18 protein-coding genes are annotated in these 21065 nt (G+C 70.2%); 11 read left to right on the top strand and 7 right to left on the bottom strand.

All coding sequences use genetic code 11. The features are described 5' to 3' along the window. Positions 1-118: 118 nt before the first annotated feature. Positions 119-1057, bottom strand: a complete 939-nt coding sequence (locus ACFQW8_RS11220) for a hydroxymethylglutaryl-CoA lyase (protein WP_380088661.1) — start codon at positions 1055-1057, stop codon at positions 119-121. A gap of 100 nt (positions 1058-1157) precedes the next feature. Between ACFQW8_RS11220 and ACFQW8_RS11215 the strand changes: the two genes are divergently transcribed. The 9 genes from ACFQW8_RS11215 (at position 1158) to ACFQW8_RS11175 (ending at position 11388) form a co-directional block, all read left to right on the top strand. Continuing rightward, on the top strand, positions 1158-1883 hold the full coding sequence (locus ACFQW8_RS11215; protein ID WP_380087363.1) for a hypothetical protein: 726 nt from the start codon (positions 1158-1160) through the stop codon (positions 1881-1883). Between the two features lie 6 nt (positions 1884-1889). Further along, positions 1890-3527, top strand: coding sequence for a DNA repair helicase XPB (locus ACFQW8_RS11210; RefSeq protein WP_380087361.1), 1638 nt, complete (start codon positions 1890-1892; stop codon positions 3525-3527). A 501-nt stretch (positions 3528-4028) separates the two neighbouring features. After that, positions 4029-4655, top strand: coding sequence for a hypothetical protein (locus ACFQW8_RS11205; RefSeq protein ID WP_380087359.1), 627 nt, complete (start codon positions 4029-4031; stop codon positions 4653-4655). 24 nt (positions 4656-4679) lie between these two features. Beyond that, positions 4680-5051, top strand: a complete 372-nt coding sequence (locus tag ACFQW8_RS11200; RefSeq protein ID WP_380087357.1) for a DNA polymerase ligase N-terminal domain-containing protein — start codon at positions 4680-4682, stop codon at positions 5049-5051. Between the two features lie 62 nt (positions 5052-5113). Continuing rightward, a complete protein-coding gene (locus ACFQW8_RS11195) occupies positions 5114-5827 on the top strand; it encodes a response regulator transcription factor (RefSeq protein ID WP_380087355.1) in 714 nt (237 codons plus the stop codon). Further along, positions 5827-7287 carry a sensor histidine kinase gene (locus ACFQW8_RS11190; protein WP_380087353.1) on the top strand — a complete coding sequence of 487 codons (1461 nt, stop codon included), beginning with the start codon at positions 5827-5829 and terminating at the stop codon, positions 7285-7287. The genes ACFQW8_RS11195 and ACFQW8_RS11190 overlap by 1 nt, the downstream gene beginning before the upstream one ends. A gap of 49 nt (positions 7288-7336) precedes the next feature. After that, the gene (locus tag ACFQW8_RS11185) at positions 7337-8731 is read left to right on the top strand and encodes a S1C family serine protease (protein ID WP_380087351.1); all 1395 of its coding nucleotides are present in this window, start codon (positions 7337-7339) and stop codon (positions 8729-8731) included. 128 nt (positions 8732-8859) lie between these two features. Then, complete coding sequence (locus ACFQW8_RS11180; RefSeq protein WP_380087349.1) at positions 8860-10731, top strand: DUF2339 domain-containing protein; 1872 nt, start codon at positions 8860-8862, stop codon at positions 10729-10731. A gap of 12 nt (positions 10732-10743) precedes the next feature. Further along, on the top strand, positions 10744-11388 hold the full coding sequence (locus ACFQW8_RS11175) for an HD domain-containing protein (RefSeq protein WP_380087347.1): 645 nt from the start codon (positions 10744-10746) through the stop codon (positions 11386-11388). 4 nt (positions 11389-11392) lie between these two features. Here the strand turns inward: ACFQW8_RS11175 and ACFQW8_RS11170 are convergent, their stop codons facing one another. Together ACFQW8_RS11170 and ACFQW8_RS11165 are read right to left on the bottom strand one after the other, a co-directional pair. Beyond that, positions 11393-11998, bottom strand: coding sequence for a DedA family protein (locus tag ACFQW8_RS11170; RefSeq protein ID WP_380087346.1), 606 nt, complete (start codon positions 11996-11998; stop codon positions 11393-11395). A gap of 138 nt (positions 11999-12136) precedes the next feature. Beyond that, complete coding sequence (locus ACFQW8_RS11165) at positions 12137-12883, bottom strand: DUF4031 domain-containing protein (RefSeq protein ID WP_380087344.1); 747 nt, start codon at positions 12881-12883, stop codon at positions 12137-12139. A 129-nt stretch (positions 12884-13012) separates the two neighbouring features. On the opposite strand from ACFQW8_RS11165, the gene ACFQW8_RS11160 reads away from it, so the two are divergent. Then, entirely contained in the window at positions 13013-13303 is a 291-nt protein-coding gene (locus tag ACFQW8_RS11160) for a WXG100 family type VII secretion target (RefSeq protein ID WP_380087343.1), read from the top strand. Between the two features lie 50 nt (positions 13304-13353). Here ACFQW8_RS11160 and ACFQW8_RS11155 read toward each other — a convergent pair whose 3' ends face one another. The 3 genes from ACFQW8_RS11155 to ACFQW8_RS11145 all read right to left on the bottom strand — a co-directional run bounded on the left by ACFQW8_RS11155 (position 13354) and on the right by ACFQW8_RS11145 (position 18026). After that, the gene (locus ACFQW8_RS11155; RefSeq protein ID WP_380087341.1) at positions 13354-15897 is read right to left on the bottom strand and encodes an ABC transporter permease; all 2544 of its coding nucleotides are present in this window, start codon (positions 15895-15897) and stop codon (positions 13354-13356) included. A gap of 3 nt (positions 15898-15900) precedes the next feature. Beyond that, positions 15901-16683 (bottom strand): ABC transporter ATP-binding protein, encoded by a 783-nt coding sequence (locus ACFQW8_RS11150; protein ID WP_380087340.1) that lies wholly within the window; start codon positions 16681-16683, stop codon positions 15901-15903. 89 nt (positions 16684-16772) lie between these two features. Next, positions 16773-18026, bottom strand: a complete 1254-nt coding sequence (locus ACFQW8_RS11145; RefSeq protein ID WP_380087338.1) for an ROK family protein — start codon at positions 18024-18026, stop codon at positions 16773-16775. A gap of 60 nt (positions 18027-18086) precedes the next feature. Here ACFQW8_RS11145 and xylA point away from each other — a divergent pair, with 60 nt between their 5' ends. After that, positions 18087-19274: a xylose isomerase gene (gene xylA, locus ACFQW8_RS11140; RefSeq protein WP_380087337.1), complete on the top strand. Its 1188-nt coding sequence runs from the start codon at positions 18087-18089 to the stop codon at positions 19272-19274. 119 nt (positions 19275-19393) lie between these two features. Here xylA and groL read toward each other — a convergent pair whose 3' ends face one another. Beyond that, positions 19394-21031 (bottom strand): chaperonin GroEL, encoded by a 1638-nt coding sequence (gene groL / locus ACFQW8_RS11135; RefSeq protein ID WP_380087335.1) that lies wholly within the window; start codon positions 21029-21031, stop codon positions 19394-19396. Positions 21032-21065: the final 34 nt, after the last annotated feature.

Raw genomic sequence — 21065 nt, 5'->3', positions numbered from 1 at the left:
CATAGTGCCGATTCGCCGCTGTCCCATCCGCCGTCGCGCGCTGAGCGCGCTCCGGCTCCCGCCAGGCCCAGCCGGCGGCGAATCGGCACTATGTCGGGGCCCTGTGGGTCGCGTCTCGTCAGTCGGTGGCAGGGGTGAGGGCGCGGACGACGGCGGAGGGCGAGGGACGGCCGAGCTGGTGGGCCATCCAGGCGCTGGTCGCGAGGAGCGACTCGAGGTCGACTCCGGTGCGGACGCCCGCGCCCTGCATGGCCCAGACGAGGTCCTCGGTGGCGAGGTTGCCGGTCGCGCTCTCGGCGTAGGGGCAGCCGCCGAGGCCGCCCGCGCTCGAGTCGACGACGGTCACTCCGTGGCGCAGGGCGACGAGGGTGTTGCTCAGCGCCTGGCCGTAGGTGTCGTGGAAGTGCACGCCGATGCGGTCGACCCCGATGTGCCTCTGCTCCAGGGCATCCAGCAGCCGGGCGACATGACCCGATGTGGCGACCCCGATGGTGTCGCCGAGCGACAGCTGGTCGCAGCCGAGGTCCATGAGCCTCTCGCACACGTCGACCACCTGCTGCACCGGGACCGGGCCCTCCCAGGGGTCGCCGAAGCACATCGACACATAGGCACGGACCCAGAGGCCGGCGTCGCGGGCGCGCTCGACGACGGGCCGGAACATCTCGATCGACTCGTCGACCGTCCGGTTGAGGTTCTTGCGGGCAAAGGTCTCGGTCGCGCTACCGAAGATCGCGATCGCGCCGACACCTGCGTCGAGGGCCCGGTCCAGACCGCGCTCGTTGGGCACGAGCACCGGTCGCCGGGGGCCGCGCCCCTCATCGCCGAGGAGGTCGAGCACCTCGCTGGCATCGGCGAGCTGCGGCACCCACTGGGGGTTGACGAAGGACGTCGTCTCGATGGTCGCCAGCCCCGCGGCGGCAAGGCGTCGGATGAACTCGGCCTTGACCTCGGCGGGCACGACGGTCTTCTCGTTCTGCAACCCGTCTCGCGCTCCCACCTCGTAGATGGTGATCTGGGGTGGAAGCGTCGGGTCGGCCTCGACCTGCGGTGCGCGCATGCTCATACCTGATCCTGACACGCGCCAAGCCCACGCCCATGCGGGGCCAGAAGCAGGGACGACGCCACGCAGGCACCCCCGGGCGGGATACCTTGTCGCCATGAGTGAGAACGACAAGGACCCGCGCCCGGGGGAGTTCACGGATCCGACGGCCAGCCCTGACTGGACGGCGCCGTCGTCAGCGTCATCCTCCGATCAGGCCGACGAGGCGGCCCCGAGTCCGGAGCCGCCGCAGTCCTCACCGACCGAGCAGATCCCGCAGGGCTCCCCGTTCCCGCCCGCGCAACCGGGTCCCCCGTCGCCCGGCTATGACGCGCCCTACCAGGCACCGCGTGGCGAGAGCTACCCGTATGCCGGCTCGAGCGCGCAGCCGACGAACCCGTATGCCGCGACGCCGCCTCCGGCTCCGCAGGACCCCTACGCGGTACCCCAGCCCGCCTACGACCCGTATGCAGCCAGTGGTGCGCAGGGACAGCAAGCCGGCTACCCGGCATACCAGGCTCCTGGTCAGTGGCAGACTCCGCCGCCGGGGTACGGCGCCCCGCCGCCCCAGAACACGAGCGCGCTCGTCCTCACGATCATCTCCGGCATCGTCACGGTCTCGTGCTGCCTCCCGGGCATTGCCCCGCTGATCCTCGGCATCATGGCGTTGAGCAAGCAGTCGACCGACCCGGAAGCCTCACGCCGCCTCTCCAAGTGGGGTTGGATCGCGTTCGCGATCGGCGCAGGGCTCGCCGTCATCGGCCTGATCGCGTTCATCGCGGTGGGGGTGGCTGGCGGCTTCGACGACGGCGGCTACAGCTCCGACTCCGACTACTCCTACTGAGGTCGCGTGACTGACGGCGCACTGATCGTTCAGAGCGACAAGACCCTCCTGCTCGAGGTCGACCACCCCGGGTCGGCCGACGCCCGGCGTGCCATCGCACCGTTCGCCGAGCTCGAGCGCGCCCCGGAGCACATCCACACCTATCGCATCACTCCGCTCGGGTTGTGGAACGCGCGGGCCGCCGGGCACGACGCCGAGCAGGTCATCGATGCCCTCGTGACGCACAGCCGATACCCCGTGCCCCACGCGTTGCTCGTCGACGTCGCTGACACGATGGCGCGCTACGGGCGCCTGACGCTCACCAAGGAGGACGGCCGTCTCGTCCTGCGCACGACCGACCGCGCGGTGCTCACCGAAGTATTACGGCACAAGCGGATCAAGCCGCTCATCGGCGACCGCATCGACGAGGACACGGTCGTCGTGCACCCGAGCGAGCGCGGCCACCTCAAGCAGGAGCTGCTCAAGGTCGGGTGGCCGGCCGAGGACGAAGCCGGCTACGTCGACGGCGAGGCCCACGAGATCACCCTCGACCAGAGCGACGGCTGGTCGATGCGTCCCTACCAGGAGCAGGCGGTCGACGGCTTCTGGGACGGCGGCTCGGGTGTCATCGTCCTCCCCTGCGGTGCCGGCAAGACGCTCGTCGGCGCCGGCGCCATGGCCAAGGCCTCCGCGACCACCCTCATCCTCGTCACCAACACGGTCTCGGCACGGCAGTGGAAGGACGAGCTGATCCGCCGGACCAGCCTCACCGAGGACGAGATCGGCGAGTACTCCGGCGCCCGCAAGGAGATCCGGCCCGTCACCATCGCGACCTACCAGGTGCTCACGACGCGTCGCAAGGGCGTCTACACCCACCTCGACCTGCTCGATGCCCGCGACTGGGGACTCGTCGTCTATGACGAGGTGCACCTGCTGCCGGCCCCGATCTTCCGGATGACCGCCGACCTCCAGGCTCGACGCCGACTGGGGCTCACGGCAACGCTCGTGCGCGAGGACGGGCTCGAGTCCGACGTCTTCTCGCTCATCGGCCCCAAGCGCTTCGACGCACCGTGGAAGGACATCGAGGCACAGGGCTACATCGCGCCGGCCGACTGTGTCGAGGTCCGGGTCTCGCTGCCCGACGGACAACGCATGGCGTATGCCGTCGCGGAGCCCGACGAGCGCTACCGTCTCGCCTCCTGCTCGGACGCCAAGCTCCCCGTCGTCGAGAAGCTCGTGGCCAGGCACCGGGGCGAGCCGACGCTGGTCATCGGCCAGTACCTCGACCAGCTCGACGAGCTGTCCACCCGGCTCGGCGCCGAGGTCATCACGGGCGCGACCACGGTGACGGAGCGCCAGCGGCTCTACAGCGCGTTCCGCGAGGGCGAGATCAGCCTGCTCGTCGTCTCGAAGGTCGCGAACTTCTCGATCGACCTGCCCGAGGCGAGCGTGGCCATCCAGGTGTCGGGGACCTTCGGCTCGCGCCAGGAGGAGGCCCAGCGCCTCGGCCGGGTGCTGCGGCCCAAGGGCGATGGCCGGACGGCCCACTTCTACACCGTCGTGGCCCGCGACACCGTCGACGCGGACTTCGCCGCCCACCGGCAGCGCTTCCTCGCCGAGCAGGGCTACGCCTACCGCATCGTCGACGCCGACGACCTCGACTGATCCCGACCCCGAGATGACCACTTCTTGGTGAGGTGACCATCGATGAGTGGTCGCCTCACCGAAAACTGGTCATCTCGACCAGGGTGATGTGCGACGAAGAGGTGGGGCCCGAAGGCGCGAGAGGGGGTCGAGACAGGAACGACCTCACCTGCCCTGGATTCACTTCTGCCCGGCTGGTGCCAGCCGCGCAGAGGCTGGCCCGCGGCGTCCGCGTGCGAGCGCGGATCGTCACGTTGAACGCCTCTCGCGCCAACCGCGCGGAAGCTGCCAGCGCATGAGTCCTGGGTCGGCCCCACTGCAGCGTGTGCACCTCGCCGTCCGGCGGACCCTCAGCCGATGCCTCGCGGTTCTCCGCGTGAACACGAGATGGGCCTGAGCCAGCCGAGCCGATGGTCGGGCGGTCGCCGGGCTCCCCAGGGGTGACCCGGAGCGGACCCCAGGGGACCCTGAAAGGTGGGCGGACGGCATACGCCGCAGCGCAGCGTGTGTGAGAGTGGCGCCATGACGCAGCAGCCCCAGGGGAACCCGACCGCCCAGCCCACCCGCTTCCGCATGCGGCAGAAGCTCACGATGATGGTCAACCGCTACGAGATCCACGGTGTCGGTCCGGACGGCTCCGAGGTCGGCCTCTGGGCCTTTGCCGAGCAGAAGCGGATGGCCTTCAAGGAGCAGGTGACGTTCTTCGCCGACGCGGGCAAGAGCCAGCCGGTGTTCGGGTTCAAGGCGCGCACTCGCATGGACCTCGGCGCGACCTATGACATCACCGATGCGTCGGGGGCTCCGATCGGGCAGTTCCGCAAGGACTTCGGCAAGTCGCTGCTCCGGTCGACGTGGCACCTCACGACGGCCGACAACCGGGTCGCGCTGGGCCAGGAACGCAACCAGGGCATCGCGATCCTGCGCCGGGTGTGGACCCTCATCCCCGTCATCGGCGACATCCCCGTGCCGTTCCTGTTCCACTTCGACTTCACGCTGCCCGACGGCCAGGTCGTCATGAGCAGCATGAAGAAGCCGGCGCTGCGCGACGTCTACGAGGTCGAGCTCCCCGTGGTCGACGGCCAGCAGCCCATCGACTGGCGCGTCGGCGCAGCCATGTCGGTCGCGCTGGACGCCCTCCAGTCCCGCTGAGCCAACCCTGAGACGGTTCGGTCCGTGTCCGACGCAGCGAACCGCCGCGAGCGCCCGGCGTTCGTGCTCCATGAGCACCGCAAGCCACGCCCCCACTTCGACCTGCGGCTCGAGGAGGAGGGCGTCCTTCGGTCGTGGGCGGTCCCCCGTGGCCTTCCCGACGACAGCGGACACGACCGGCTCGCCGTCGCGGTTTCCGACCACGACCTCCAGCACGCGACCTACACCGACGCTGACAAGGACATCGCCGACAGCGGCTGGTGGGAGCTCGTCGACCGCACTCCCCGCCGGTTCGTCTTCGTGCTCCACGGGCAGTCCGGCGCGCGACGGTACGCCCTGATCGACACCGGCCGGGACTGGTTGCTCCACCTGACGAAGGAGCAGCCCGGCGCATAGTGCGCGGTGAGCTCACGGCATACATCCAGACAACTCCCAGACTCGGGGCGGACACTAAGAACGTGAGTGCACCCAACGCGAACCCTGAGGCCACGCTGCTCGTCGTCGAGGACGAGCCCAACATCCGTGAGCTCCTCGCGACCTCGCTGCGCTTCGCGGGCTTTGAGGTCGTCACGGCCGCCACGGGGGGCGAGGCCGTCAAGCTGGCCGACCAGCACCACCCGGACCTCTGCGTCCTCGACGTCATGCTGCCCGACATGGACGGGTTCGCGGTCACCCGCAAGCTGCGCGAGTCCGGGCGCCGCCTGCCCATCGTCTTCGTCACCGCGCGCGACTCGGTCGACGACAAGATCACCGGCCTCACCGTCGGCGGCGACGACTACGTCACCAAGCCGTTCAGCCTCGAGGAGGTCGTGGCCCGCATCCGTGCCGTCCTGCGGCGCACCCGTGGCGACGTCGACGACAGCTCGGCCCTGCGGTTCGAGGACCTCGAGCTCGACGAGGACAGCCACGAGGTGCGCCGCGCCGGCCGCGTCATCGAGACGAGCCCCACGGAGTTCAAACTCCTGCGCTACCTCATGCTCAACCCCAACCGCGTGCTCTCCAAGGCGCAGATCCTCGATCACGTGTGGGAGTACGACTTCCGCGGCGAGAGCGGCATCGTCGAGTCCTACATCTCCTACCTGCGCCGCAAGATCGACACCGATGGGCAGCCTCCGCTCATCCACACCAAACGCGGTGTCGGCTACGTGCTCCGCCTGCCTCCGCAGGGCTGATGGGCAAGACCCCCGGCCCGCAGGCGGTCGTGCGGCGCCTCGAGGAGATGCCGCTGCGAGTGCGACTCGTCGCCATCGTCCTCGTGGTCCTCGCGGCAGCACTGCTGTTCTCGAACCTCGCCACGGCCTACCTCATGCAACGCGACCTCATGGGGCGGGTCGACGACGAGCTGCGAAACGTCCGGGTGCCGGTGGCCACCCAGGCGTTCGCCGACCTGAGGCGGGGTGACGAGGAGTCGACTCCCACGGGCTATGCCTTCGTCCTCTTCCCCGTGAACGCCCAGGCCATGATGATCTATCCCACGGGAGAGAAGCTCCACCCCGACGTTCCCCGGCTCGCCCTCGACGACCCCCGCGTGACCCAGGGGCAACCCTTCACCGTGAGGTCGCTCGACGGCGAGCTCACCTGGCGCTTCGTCGCAGGCCGGACCACGGGCAACGAGGCGACCTTCGCCGTGGGTGTCCCGCTCCGCTCGGTCAAGCAGACGGTGACGCGGCTGCTCGTCACGACCGGTGCGCTCAGCGCTCTCGTCCTTGCCGGGTCGGCACTGCTCGGCTGGTATGCCGTCCGGCGGGCCTTCCGTCCGCTCGCCCAGATCGAGGACACCGCCGCCGCCATCGCCGGCGGCGACCTGACCAAGCGCATCCCCGTGCGCGCCGCCGAGGACGAGGTCACGTCGCTGTCCCGCAGCCTCAACGCCATGCTCGCCCAGGTCGAGACGTCCTTCGCCGTGCGCGAGGCCTCGGAGGACCGGATGCGGCAGTTCGTCGCGGACGCCAGCCACGAGCTGCGCACCCCGCTCGCGACGGTTCGCGGCTACGCCGAGCTGCACCGCCAGGGCGCCATCTCGAGCGCCGAGGAGACCCGCGCCGCGATGGAGCGCATCGAGTCCGAGTCGGGACGCATGAGCGGTCTCGTCGAGGACCTCCTCACCCTCGCGCGCCTTGACGAGGAGCCCACGGCGTCGATGGGCGAGGTCGACCTCACCGTCCTAGCGGCCGACGCCACGGCCGATGCCCGCGTGCGCGCCGGCGGGCGCCGGATCACTCTCACGGGTCTGGGCGGGCCGGTCGACGCCACCGTGGTGTGGGGGTCCGAGTCACGGTTGCGACAGGTCGTGACGAACCTCGTCGCCAACGCCGTGCGGCACACACCGCAGGGAACGCCGATCGAGCTCGCAGTCGGTCTCGACGGTGCGGAAGGTGTCATCGAGGTACGCGACCACGGCGACGGAATCCCTTCTGACACAGCCCATCGCGTGTTCGAGCGCTTCTATCGCGCCGACCCCTCGCGCGGCCGCAACGCAGGTGGCGGCAACGGTCTCGGGCTCGCCATCGTCGCCGCCATCGTGGCTGCACACCACGGACGCGTCGGTGTGCAGGAGACCCCCGGAGGCGGTGCGACGTTCGTCGTGCGCATACCCACAGGCCCCTCACAGTCCCGGCCCAGCGCTCCTTGAGGTCGAAGGACTTGAGTGTGTTGTGCCAGCCCCACGAAGGAGACATCAGATGAGCAGCAACGAACCAGGAACGACCGGACCGTCGGACGACTCCACCCGCGACACCCCGGCTCACCCGGACGGAGCGGTGACCCAGTCGCTCCCGCAGCACGTCGCCTCTGACTCCCCCTTCTCGCAGCCGGGCCACCCTGCGCCCACCACCTGGTACGGCGCCCACGAGCCCTCGGGTCCGGTGTTCCCCCCGCCACCGGCCTCCGGGGCAGCCCCGCAGAACCCCGGCCCCCAGCCGCGCCAGCGGCGCCGGGTGGGGGAGCTCTTCACGGTGGCTGCGCTCACTGCCGCCCTCGCATCGGGCGGCACGTACGCCGCGACCCAGCTGGGGTCGCAGGACGCGCAGAATCCCCCGACTGCGTCGTCCTCCACCAGCCTGGGTCGCGGCGCATCGACCGCGCCGGTGTCGCAGACCGACCCCCAGTCACCGAACTGGACGGCCACGGCGGCCGCCGTCTCCCCCAGCGTCGTCGCCATCAAGACCGACAGCGGCGAAGGGTCAGGCGTCGTCATCGACGACTCCGGCCACGTGCTAACCAACAACCACGTCGTCGCCGGAGCCCAGGAGCTGACCGTCACCCTCTCGGACGGTCGGGCCTTCGAGGGCAAGATCCAGGGGACCGACCCCTCGACCGACCTCGCCGTGGTGACGATCGAAGCCGCACCCGACGACCTTCGGCCCATCTCGCTCGGAGACTCGGATGCGCTCAAGGTCGGTGACCCGGTCATGGCCGTCGGCAACCCGCTCGGTCTCGCGGGCACGGTGACGACGGGCATCGTCAGCGCGCTCAACCGCCCCGTGACGACCAGCGCCGCCGAGCAGCAGCCACAGGAGCAGAACCCCTTCGGCAACCAGCAGCCGCAGCAGCAGTCGAGCAGCGAGCCGGTGGTCACCAACGCCATCCAGACCTCTGCCGCGATCAACCCGGGCAACAGCGGCGGCGCCCTCGTCAACGCCAACGGGCAGCTGGTGGGCATCAACTCCTCGATCGCCTCCCTCGGCTCCTCGTCCGGGACGGGCGGCAACATCGGCATCGGCTTCGCCATCCCCGTCAAGGAGGCGGCCCGGATCGCCGAGCAGCTCATCGAGGACGGCACGGCCGAGCACGCCTACCTGGGCGTCGCGCCCGTCGACGGCACCGCATCCGACGGCAAGGCCACCCGAGCCGGAGCCGAGCTGCGCACCGTCTCGGCCGGCACCCCGGCCGAGAAGGCTGGACTGAAGCCGGGCGACGTCGTCATCGCCGTCAACGACGAGCGGGTCGAGTCCGCCGAGGCGCTCGTCGCCCACATCCGCGAGTACGCCGTCGGGGACACGGTCAAGCTCACCGTGCTGCGCGACGACAAGAGCCAAGAGGTCTCCGCGACGCTCGCCGCGGCCCCAGCGAGCTGATCTGCCAGCCAGGTCCTTTCAGGGAGGGACATGGCGACCGACCACTCAGCTGGCACACCAACATCTGAGTGATCCGGTGAGTACCCCGACTCATGGAGTCGGGGTACTCGTCGTTCCACCCTGTGACCATGAGCAACCAGCTGCAGGATGTGCGGCGCCTCGAGGGTGAGTTCGCCGACGCGATGAACCGGATGTATGCCGTGGGCAACGGGCTCGCCCGGATGCGCGCCTCGCTCGAGATGAGCGACGTGGTGGAGACGGCGCCGTCGGCGCCGAACGCCCTGTCCCTGCCGGTCACGCCGGTCACGCCGGTCACGCCGGTTTCACCGGCCGTGTCCCCGCCCGCCACCGTGCCGGGCGCGCCGTCGTCGGCCCCTCCCGGCCGGACCGAGCCTGTGCGGACCATGGCTCCGATGCCGTCGTGGTGGCAGCGGGAAGGCGCGGTCACCCGGGTGCTGGCGGTGGCCGGCGCCGTCGTGACGCTGGTCGGCATCGCCATGCTGCTCGCGCTGGCCATGCAACAGGGCTGGTTCGTGCCCGAGCTGCGGGTGGCCCTCGGAGTCGCCCTCGCCGTCGCGCTCGTCGGCGGGGGTCACGTCGTCCGTGGCCGTGAGAGCTCTCGCGGACGCTCCAGCGCCGCTCCGGTCGCCCTCGCCGCCACGGGGTATGCCGCGGGCTACCTCGACGTCATCGCCGTCACGACCGTCTATGGCTGGGTCCCCCGTGTCGCGGGCCTCACCATCGCTGCCGCCGTGGCCGTCACCGGTCTGCTCCTCGCTCGCCGCTGGAGCAGCCAGCTCCTCGCCGTGCTCACGGTGCTCGGCGCCACGCTCCTCGCGCCCGTCGTCACCGGGGAGCTCGGTGACGAGGTGTCCCTCTTCACCGTCGTCCTGTCGGCCGCTGCACTGCTGGCGCGGGGCGACCGCGGCTGGCCGATGCTGGCCGTGGCTCGCACCATCCCGGCCACCGGGCTGGTCCTCCTGGGGATCGCGGTGACGGAGGGAGACGGCACGCCGTCCACGCTCGCGATCGCCGCCGCTGCCGCGCTGACGGGTCTCGCGCTCGTCGGTGCGGTCTCTGCCGGTCGCCACCATCGCGGTGACGTGGTGGGCAGCGCCACCCTGGCTGCAGCCACCATCTCGCTGCTCGTCGCGTTCGGAGTGCACGGCGAGACGTTGCGCACGACCGGATTCGCGCTCGTCGCAGTCGCTTTCGCGGTGACCCTGGCGGTGACGTCACGCTCCCCCATCGGCCCGGTGCCCACACCCCTGGCCACCACGGTCGGAGCGATCTCCGGTGTGTCGGCGCTGCTGGCGGTCATGAGCGGCGCTCCGGAGCGTTGGGTCGTGACCGGCATCCTGCTGACCGCGCTCGGGTATGCCGCCGCCGCCGTCACGACCCGATCTCGCGTCACGCTCTGGGTCGCCGCCGGAACTGCGGTCGTCGCGTCCGTCGCCTACCTGACGCACCCCACGGCCTACGTCGAGCTGGGCCAGGCCAGGGACCACGACGCGACGTCGGCCCTTTTCGACAGCCTGCTCGCAGGTGGGGTCGCGGCCCTCGGTGCGTGGAGCGTCGACGTCGTCCGTGGGATCCCGGCCCACGTCCGCCGAGTCACTCGCATCGCGGCGCTCATCGCCGGTCTCGCCACGTCGGCCGTCGCCGTGATCTCGGTCGGGCTGCTCGTCGGCGATGCGCTCTCCGCGACGTCGGCGGGCTTCCTCGCCGGGCACGCGCTGGCCACGGTCCTGTGGATGCTCGCCTCCGCGTGGTTGCTGCTGCACGGCCTGCAGGCGGAGTCGCGCCGCGCGCTCTCGCTGCGGCTGGGGCTCGGCCTCGCGGCTGTCAGCGTCGCGAAGCTGTTCCTCTTCGACCTCGCGACCCTCGACGGGCTGTGGCGCGTGCTGGCCTTCATCGTCACCGGACTGCTGCTCCTGGCCAGCGGGACGGCATACGCGAAGGCCCTGGACCGGACCCGACCGCCGGCGGCCACCACCTGAGAGACTTCCCGCATGCTGCGGGACGAGATGTGGGACGAGGCCGTGCGGGCCGTCAGGGGTGACGCGCACGGCCTCGTCTCCGTTCGCACCGACCTGGTCCGGCGGTGGTCGGAGGCTCATCGCGGCTACCACGACCTGCGTCATCTCGACGAGGTCGTCGCGGCCCTCGCCGACCTGCGTGGCGCCGCCATCGACACCGACACCGACTGGGCCGGCGTCGTGTTCGCTGCGTGGTTCCATGATGCCGTCTACTCGGTCGACGACGCTGCCGACAACGAGCGTCGGAGCGCGCTGCTGACGCGAGAAGGGCTGTCACGCAACGGGATCGGCCAGGACACCACGGAGATGGTCGTCGCCCTGGTCGAGGCTTCGCAGGCGCACGACGTGCGGGAGACGCGTGGTCCACAGGCCGCCTTCCACGACGCAGACCTGTGGATCCTCAGCGCACCCGGTGACCGGTTCGACGACTACTGCGCCGACGTCCGCCGGGAGTATGCGACCGTCCCCGACCGCCCCTACGCCGTAGGACGCACGGCGATCCTTGCGCCCTTCCTCGAGCGCGAGTCTGTCTATCGCACCGACCACGCCCGGCAGCGGTGGGAGCCGGCGGCCCGGCGCAACCTCGCTCGGGAGATCAGCCGCCTCGCCACCAGCTGACGTCTCAGCCCTGCGCCGTGCGTGGTGACCGGTCGAGCAGCCGGTCGACGACGAGTCCCAGCACGCCCGCCAGTGCGATCCCGCCGACCGCACCGAGCAGCGGGTTTTCGTGGACCCAGTGCCCCGCCAGGGCGCCGATGGCGACCGAGTAGGTCGCCCAGCTCAGCGCCGCGAGCCCGGACAGCAGGACGAACCGTCGGTGCCCGAAGGTGCCGGCACCCGCGGTGACGTTGACCGCCACCCGACCGACCGGGATGTATCTCGCCACGACGATCGCCAGGCCACCGCGGCGGTCCAGCTCCCGCTCGCCCCTGAGGAAGGCGCGGCGCAGCTTGGGCCGCGGGCTGTCGCGAAGGCGCCGGAGTCCTGACCGCCTCGCCAGCAGGAAGGTGAGGTTGTCACCGAGGAAGGCTCCCAGGGCTGCCACGACTCCGAGCGCGAGGAGGTGGGGTGAACCCGTGGCCACCCCGAAGGCCGCGAGAGTGATGATCACCGACTCGCTCGGCACCGGAGGGAGGACGGCGTCGAACGTCGCGAGGAGGAAGAGAGTCGGCAGCACCCACACGGCGGCGGCGTTCTGCTCGATGAGGGTGTTGATGGCCTCGAACACGCGAATCTCCCCTTGTGACAGCGACATCCGGATCCGCGCGGTTCGCCGATCACCCTGTCACTGCCAACCTAGGAGCGCCGAGGGCCCCCGACCATGGGGTGGATCCCCGGCTGTTCCCTGAGGTCGTCCCCGGGGCCCTCAGGGGTGCGAGTGGACCTGATCCTGCGCCCGGGGGTTCAGCAGTGGCCACCAGTGCCGGTCCCCCAGCTCCCGCTCCTGACGCGCGGGCGGGCACCACGACCCCGCGGTCGGCGTCGCGCCGTCGGCGGGCACGGCGTGCACGGTGAAGCACGCCTGCGGCGTCGGCCACGGATAGGTCGGGTCGGGGGTGCTCACGACGTTGCGGACGTATCCCAGCAGGCGGGCGGAGTCGGCCGACAGGCCGAGGTCTGCGCACAGTGAGGCCAGGGCCAGCACGGCGGTCTCGCCCTCGCCGACCGTCCGGGCGGGCAGGTCCGGCCCGTGCCCGTCCGCGCGCTCGACGACGAGCAGGCCACGCGCGTCCCGGACCGCCGCTCGCACGACGACCGTGTTGGGGGGCGGGTTGTCCTGGCGCGACGCGATGACGTCGGCGCGGCTGCCCGGGGGCAGCCACGGAGCGTCGGGCGTGCTCCGCACCACGCGCTCGTGCCTGCGCTTCGAGATGCGAAGTCCGCTGTCCCGCAGGCGTTTCAGCAGCTCACGGCCCTCCAGCGGCACGGCCCCCGCTGCGACGACGTCGGCGTAGAGCTCCTGCGGGATGTCGTAGTGGTCGCCCTCGAAGGCGCGGCGGGAGATGCCGACACGGTCCGCGAAGTCGTGCAGCTCGGCATACGAGTCGGTGCTCACCAGGTGCGACCACAACCGTCCGTGGGCGGGCCACGCTGGCGGGTCGATGAGCAGCATTCGCAGATCGTATGCCGTGTGTCGCACCCGAGCCTGTGGACAACTCCACGGCGGGTTGCGCGGACTTCCCTAACGTCAGGGGCCAGTGGTCACACCACCGGGTGTGACCCCGACGAAGGGGAGCAGACCATGGCAGCCCAGTTCCAGGTCGACACCGAGCGCATCCAGGCCGCCTCCGGTGACATCGCCCGCATCTCCAGCGAGATCGAGGGCCAGGTCGCACAGATGCTGGCCCGGTTGACAGCTCTTCAGGACGCGTGGAAGGGCGGCGCAGCCACCCAGTTCCACGGTGTCGTCACACAGTGGCAGGGCACCCAACGTCAGGTGCAGACCTCGCTCGACTCCATCGGCAACGTGCTGGCAGCCGCAGGGGCGCAGTACGCCGACACCGAGGCCCAGAACATGCGCATGTTCACCTGAACGGCCGGCGACGGGCGCGACACCCCTGAGGTCGCGCCCGCCGCCGGTGCTCACTCGGTGGTGACCGCCCTGAGGATGTCGAGCCTCGAGGCCCGCCACCCGGGCCACCATGCAGCCAGGATGCCCACGAGTCCGGCGATCCCGACGAAGAGCGCCAGCTGTGGCCAAGGGATCGCCAGGACGTCGATGCCGTCGTCACGCAGTGACCGCTGGAGGGCGACCCCGAAGGTCACCCCCAACCCGATGCCCAGCGTCGCTCCGAGCAGGGCGATGACGATCGACTCGAGGCGGAGCATCCGCTTGAGCTGACGCCGGCTCAGTCCCACCGCTCGCAGCAGGCCGATCTCACGGGTGCGCTCGATGACCGACAGGGCGAGGGTGTTGATGATGCCGAGGATCGCGATGATGACGGCCAGACCGAGCAGCGCATAGATGAGGTAGAGCATCTGGTTGATCTGGGTGCGCTGCTCGTCGGCGAACTCGTCCTGGTCCTTGACCGTCACCACGGGGAGGTCGGCGATCGCCCGGTCGAGGTCACGACCCACCTGCGCCGGAGCAGTCCCCGGCTCACGGGTGATGAAGACGAAGGAGTCCGTCCTGGGTCCGCCCAGCGACTCCAGAGCCGCCAGGCTGAGCAGGTAGTCCGAGGACAGCAGCGCCGAGTCACCGTGGATCGCCGACACCGTGAACGGCTTCGTCGTGCCGGCCCGGGTCAGGTCGAGCTTGGACCCGACGGCGAGCTTGTCGACGGTGGCGCGCTCCTGCGAGATGGAGACCGTCGTCGGCGTGAGGTCGGCCAGGCGGCCGGACACCATGGGCGTGGGCCCGAGCACGCCGACGTGGTCGGGGTCGATCCCGATGACCCCGCCACGCTCGCTGCCCACGTCGAGGGCGTCCCAGCGGAAGGCCGCGACCTCCTCGACGCCGGGCACGGCCGCCAGCTCCTTGGTCACCTCGACCGAGAAGGGTGTGCCGACGACGCTGGAGACGACGTAGTCCGCGACGAACTCCTTCTCGATGGACCTGTCGATGCTCGCCTTCGCGCTTGCCCCGAAGACGGCCATCATCGACACGAGGGTCACGCCGATCATCAGCGCCGAGGCGGTGGCAGCCGTGCGCCGGGGGTTGCGCTGCGCGTTCTGCTGCGCCATGAGGCCGACGGCACCAAAGACCTTGCGCCAGACCCAGCCGATGCCCGCGATGACCGGGCGCCCGACGAGTGGGCTGATGAGCGCGACGCCGAGGACGACACCGAGGATGCCGGCTCCCACCCAGTAGGTCTGGTTGGGCACGTCGGTGAACAACCCCGTGAGCAGGAGTGCTGCGCCCACGACCGTCAGGACGCCACCGACGATGATCCGCCCGCGCATGCCGCTCTCCGCGAGGACGGCGTCGTCGCGCATGGCCGCGACCGGAGGGACCTTGCCGGCCTTGCGGGCGGGCACGTAGGCCGCGACGAGGGTCACGAACAGACCGACGACGAGGGACACCACGACGGTGCGCGGCGAGAGGATGAGTGCCTGCCCGCTGAGGTCCAGCCCGAACCGACCGAACAGGACGCGGATGCCCATCGCGAGCACGACGCCGAGTCCCAGCCCGATGACCGACCCGACGAGCCCGATGACGCCGGCCTCGAAGAGCACCGACCGCGCCACCTGGCGCCGGGTCGACCCCAGCGCCCGGAAGAGCGCGAGCTCCCGCGAGCGCTGGGCCACGAGGATGCTGAAGGTGTTGACGATGAGGAACGAGCCGACGACGAGTGCCACACCTGCGAAGACGAGCAGGAACGTCGTGATGAAGCCGAGCGCCTCCTGGATGTCACTCGCCGCAGCCTTGGCAGCAGCGTCGCCGGTGACTGCCTCGACGCCCGGAGGCAGCTTGGCGGCCACGGCGTCGCGCAGCTCCTGCTGGCTCGTCCCCGACGATGCCGTCACCCAGATGTCGGAGTAGGTGTCCTTGCCCTCCATGAACAGCGCCCGAGCCTGGGCAGTGTCGAAGATCGAGAGGCTTGCCCCCGCGAGCCCTCCGTCCGTGGTGGCGAGTCCGACCAGCCTGGCCTGGATGCGCGGCTGGGCACCCGAGCTGACGATGTTGACCCTCTCGCCGAGGAGGTAGCCGGCCTTGTCGGCCGTCCTGTCGTCGAGGACGACCTCGCCCGGGCCCGTGGGCCAGCGACCGCCATCCAGTCTCGCGCGCTCCAGGCCCTTGGCCGCAGGACCACCGGTGTGGTTGAGCCCGAGCCCCGGCGGGCCGAAGCCCCCGATGAGCTTGCCGTCCTTCCCGACGACGAAGGTGCCGAAGTTCGTGATGTTGCCGTCCGCGCGAGCCGCCCCCTCGACACCGGCGAGCTCGGTGACGAGCGAGCCCGGGAGCGTCGCGCTCGAGGGCTGCTGCTCGAGGTCGACCTCACCGGACACCGGTCGCACGACGACGTCGCCGACGGACCCGTTCATGATCGAGTCGAAGCTGCGCCCGAGGGTGTCGGTGAAGACGAAGGACCCGGCGACGAACGCCACCCCGAGGATGATGGCGAAGGCACTCATGAAGAGCCGCAGCTTGCGGGCCAGGAGGCTCTTCCAGCTGGCGCGCAGCATGGTTCAGCCCCTGGCGTTCGAGTCGATGTCCTTCATCGCCTCGAGGATCAGCTCGGGTGACGGCTCGCGCAGCTCGGCGACGACCCTGCCGTCGGCGAGGAAGACGACGCGATCGGTCCAGCTCGCGGCTTTGGGGTCGTGGGTGACCATGACGATGGTCTGCCCGAACTCGTCGACCGAGCGGCGGAGGAAGGCGAGCACCTCGGCGCCCGAGGTCGAGTCGAGGTTGCCCGTGGGCTCGTCCGCGAAGATGATCTCGGGCCGGCTCACGAGAGCACGCGCGCACGCCACCCGCTGCTGCTGGCCACCGGAGAGCTCGCCGGGGCGGTGCCCGAGCCGGTCGCCGAGGCCGATGGTCGAGATCACCTGGTCGAACCAGGCGCGGTCCGGCTTGCGCCCGGCGATCGAGAGCGGCAGCAGGATGTTCTCCTGCGCACTGAGCGTGGGGATGAGGTTGAACGACTGGAAGACGAAGCCGATGTGGTCGCGACGGACCCTGGTCAGGTCCTTCTCCTTGAGCGACGTGAGCTCGATGTCCCCCAGCTGCACCGAGCCGCGCGTCACCGAGTCCAGGCCGGCAGCGCAGTGCATGAGCGTGGACTTGCCCGAGCCGGACGGCCCCATGATGGCGGTGAACTCGCGAGCGTTGAGGTCGAGGCTCACGCCCTTGAGCGCCGTGACGGCGGTGTCGCCCGAGCCATAGGTCTTGACGAGGTCGGTGACGCGAGCGGCGACCTGCGCCGGCGCGGTGGTGGCGCGGCGCTCTGGAGCGAGGTCAGTGGTCATGGCGACCACGCTAGGTGGGCGGACGGCATACGCGCTGTGGGTTTCTGCCCCGAGCGGACCCTGAGTCGACCCCGACACAGCGCAGGCCCTCAGTCCGCACCAGGGAGCCAGCGCACCGGGTCGTCGATGACGCGCTGGAGCTGGAGGTAGGCAGCACCGAGACCGCCGGGTGCCGGATCGGGGCCGGCCACCCGCACCGTCGGGGGCGCCCACCCCGACGACAGAACGCGTCGACACAGGGTCAGTTCGACGGCCGGACCCACGAGATCGGCGACCTCCCGCAGGTGGCCACCGAGGACCACGACAGGGACGTCCACCACGTTGACCACGGCCGCCAGGGCGTGACCGAGCGCCCAGGCTGCGCGCTCCACCGCGGCGACGGCCGACGCGTCTCCCCCACGCGCCCGCTCCCCCAGCTCGGCCGCCGTCGTCTCGGAGGGCAGACCGGCAGCGGCAAGCATGGCGCGCTTTCCGGCATACAGCTCAAGGCACCCGGTTGACCCGCAGGCGCAGGCGGGCCCGTGGGGGTCGACGCTGACGTGCCCGATCTCGCCGGCCCATCCGTGTCGGCCCGGCAGCGCGCGACCGTCGATGACGATGGCGCCACCGATGCCGATCTCGCCCGAGAGATGGATGAAGTCGGTCAGACCACTCGAGCGACCTGGCCGGTCGAGTCGCACAACTGCGGCTGCGAGCTCGGCCTCGTTGCCGATCGTGAGCCCTCCCGCGCCGAGGGACTCGGTGTCGAGGAGCTCCGAGATGGCGACGTCCGACCAGCCGAGGTTCGGAGCGCGCAGCAGCACCCCGTCTGCGGCGACGATGCCGGGGACGGCGAGGCCGGTGCCGACGAGGCGCAGATCGGGCGGGGCGGCCCTGAGCGCCTCGTCCGCGAGGAGGGACAGGCGCGAAAGGACCTCTCCCGGAACCGAGTTCGTGAAGTCCCCCAGCTCGATCCGTTCGACGAGGACCGCCCCGGAGAGGTCGACGACGAGAGCAGCGAGGTGACCGACGTTGACCTGCAGCCCCAGGGCGGCGAGGTGCCCAGCACGTGGCACCAGCGGCGTGCCGGGGCGCCCCCGTCGGGCAGTGCCACGACTGCTCGGCGCGTGCGAACCGATCTCCTGCTCCGCAAGCACCCTGCCCCTGAGGAGCTCGTCGACCAGGCGGGACGCGGTCGCCCGGGTCACCGAGATCGCCGTGGCGACGTCCGCTCGCGTGGGTGGAGCCTCAGCCGCGAGCACCGCGGAGACGACTCTCGCCAGGTTGGCGGCGCGCAGGCCGTCCACCGCCGCAGCGGCCGGACCCGGATCCACGGCGCGGCGAGCAGGAAGGGCTGGAGACACCTCTTGACAGTAAGGGATCGCCTCATTAGTTTTACGGCAAAACACAAAGGAGCTCCTCCCATGACAACGACGTCACGCACCCCCACTCCCGAGCACAAGTTCTCGTTCGGCCTCTGGACGGTGGGCTGGACGGGCATCGACCCGTTCGGCTCGGCCTCGCGCCCGGCCCTCGAGCCCTGGGAGTACGTCAAGGAGCTCGCCGCGCTCGGCGTCTGGGGCATCACGTTCCACGACAACGACGTGTTCCCCTTCGATGCCGACGAGAAGACCCGCAACGAGCGCGTCGGGCGACTCGCGAAGGCCACCGAGGAGGCGGGCCTCGTCATCGAGATGGTCACCACCAACACCTTCAGCCACCCCGTCTTCAAGGACGGTGGGCTCACCAGCAACGACCGCTCGGTGCGCCGGTTCGGGCTGCGCAAGGTGCTGGGAGCGGTGGACCTGGCCGCCGAGCTCGGCGCCGAGACCTTCGTGATGTGGGGCGGCCGCGAGGGCAGTGAGTACGACGGGAGCAAGGACCTGCACGCCGCCTTCGACCGCTACAAGGAGGGCCTCGACACCGTCGCCGGCTACATCAAGGACAAGGGCTACGGCCTCAGGATCGCCCTCGAGCCCAAGCCCAACGAGCCTCGTGTTGACATCCTCCTGCCGACCGTCGGTCACGCTCTCGCGATGATCGCCGAGCTCGAGCACGGTGACATCGTCGGGCTCAACCCCGAGACGGGCCACGAGCAGATGGCCAACCTCAACTACACCCATCAGCTCGCGCAGGCCCTGTGGAGCGGCAAGCTCTTCCACATCGACCTCAACGGCCAGCGCGGCCTGAAGTACGACCAGGACCTCGTGTTCGGTCATGGCGACCTCATGTCGGCGTTCTTCACCGTCGACCTCGTCGAGAACGGCTTCCCGGGAGTCCCGGACGGACCGCGCTACACCGGGCCGCGGCACTTCGACTACAAGCCGTCGCGCACCGAGCACATGGACGGTGTGTGGGAGTCGGCCAAGGCGTGCATGTCGTCCTACCTGCTCCTCGCCGAGAAGGCGAGGGCGTTCCGTGCCGACGCGCGCGTCCAGGAAGCCATGACGTATGCCGGCGTGCTCGACCTCGCTCGGCCCACCCTGGACGAGGGCGAGACGATCGAGCAGTTCCTCGCCACCGATGACGGCTTCGACGCGGAGAAGGCGGCCGAGCGTGACTTCGGCTTCGTCCGGCTCAACCAGCTCGCGGTCGAACACCTCATCGGCTGAGCCCCCGCGGCTCTCGTCGCTTCACTCGAGGGCATCGGCGAAGTGGGACGCGAAAGGGCGGCCCCCCGTTCGGGGGACCGCCCTTCGTCGGCGTCTGCCGGATGGGTCTGATCAGGAGATCAGAAGCCCATACCGCCCATGCCACCCATGTCGTCGCCGCCGCCGCCCATCGCCGCAGCAGCCTTCTCGGGCTTGTCCGCGATGACTGCTTCGGTGGTGAGGAACAGAGCGGCGATCGACGCGGCGTTCTGGAGCGCCGAACGCGTCACCTTGGCCGGGTCGATGATGCCCGCGGCGATGAGGTCGACGTACTCACCCGTCGCGGCGTTGAGGCCCCAACCCGACTCGAGGTTGGACACCTTCTCGGTGACGACGCCGCCCTCGAGGCCCGCGTTGATCGCGATCTGCTTGAGCGGAGCCGAGATCGCGACGCGCACGATGTTGGCGCCCGTCGCCTCGTCACCCTCGAGCTCGAGCTTGTCGAACGCAGCCTTGCCCGCCTGGAGGAGGGCGACGCCACCACCGGCGACGATGCCCTCTTCGACGGCAGCCTTGGCGTTGCGCACGGCGTCCTCGATGCGGTGCTTGCGCTCCTTGAGCTCGACCTCGGTGGCCGCGCCCGCCTTGATGACGGCGACGCCACCGGCGAGCTTGGCGAGGCGCTCCTGGAGCTTCTCGCGGTCGTAGTCGGAGTCCGACTTCTCGATCTCGGCGCGGATCTGGTTGACGCGACCCTGGATCTGGTCGGCGTCGCCTGCGCCCTCGACGATGGTCGTCTCGTCCTTGGTGACGACGACCTTGCGAGCGGTGCCGAGCAGGTCGAGCTCAGCGGTGTCGAGCTTGAGCCCGACCTCCTCGGAGATGACCTGGCCACCGGTGAGGATGGCGATGTCGGCGAGCATGGCCTTGCGACGGTCACCGAAGCCGGGAGCCTTGACGGCAACCGACTTGAAGGTGCCCTTGAGCTTGTTGACCACCAGCGTCGACAGGGCCTCGCCCTCGAGGTCCTCCGAGATGATGAGCAGCGGCTTGCCGGACTGCATGACCTTCTCGAGCAGCGGCAGCAGGTCCTTGATGCCGGAGATCTTCGAGTTGACGACGAGCACGTAGGGGTCGTCGAGGACGGCCTCCATGCGCTCGGTGTCCGTGACGAAGTAGTGGCTGATGTAGCCCTTGTCGAAGCGCATGCCCTCGGTGAGCTCGAGCTCGAGGCCGAAGGTGTTGCTCTCCTCGACGGTGATGACGCCTTCCTTGCCGACCTTGTCCATGGCCTCGGCGATCATCTCGCCGATCTGGGGGTCAGCTGCGGAGATGGAGGCGGTGGCAGCGATCTGCTCCTTGGTCTCCACGTCCTTGGCGTTGTTGAGCAGCTCCTCGGACACGGCCGCGACGGCCTTCTCGATGCCGCGCTTGAGGGCCATCGGGTTGGCTCCGGCGGCAACGTTGCGCAGGCCTTCCTTGACGAGGGCCTGGGCGAGGACGGTCGCCGTCGTCGTGCCGTCACCGGCGACGTCGTCGGTCTTCTTGGCGACCTCCTTGACCAGCTCGGCGCCGATCTTCTCGTAGGGGTCGTCGAGCTCGATCTCCTTGGCGATGGACACACCGTCGTTGGTGATCGTGGGGGCTCCCCACTTCTTCTCCAGCACGACGTTGCGGCCCTTGGGGCCCAGGGTGACCCTGACGGCGTCGGCGAGGATGTTCATTCCTCGCTCGAGTCCGCGGCGTGCCTCTTCATCAAAAGCGATGATCTTGGCCATTCGGGTGGTTCCTCCCACGCGAATCGAAGGTGTG

This window comes from Knoellia altitudinis (assembly GCF_042666355.1).
Lineage (GTDB): Bacteria > Actinomycetota > Actinomycetes > Actinomycetales > Dermatophilaceae > Knoellia > Knoellia altitudinis.
Note: the sequence above shows the minus strand (reverse complement) of the source record. Positions and strands in the feature narration are given on the sequence as shown.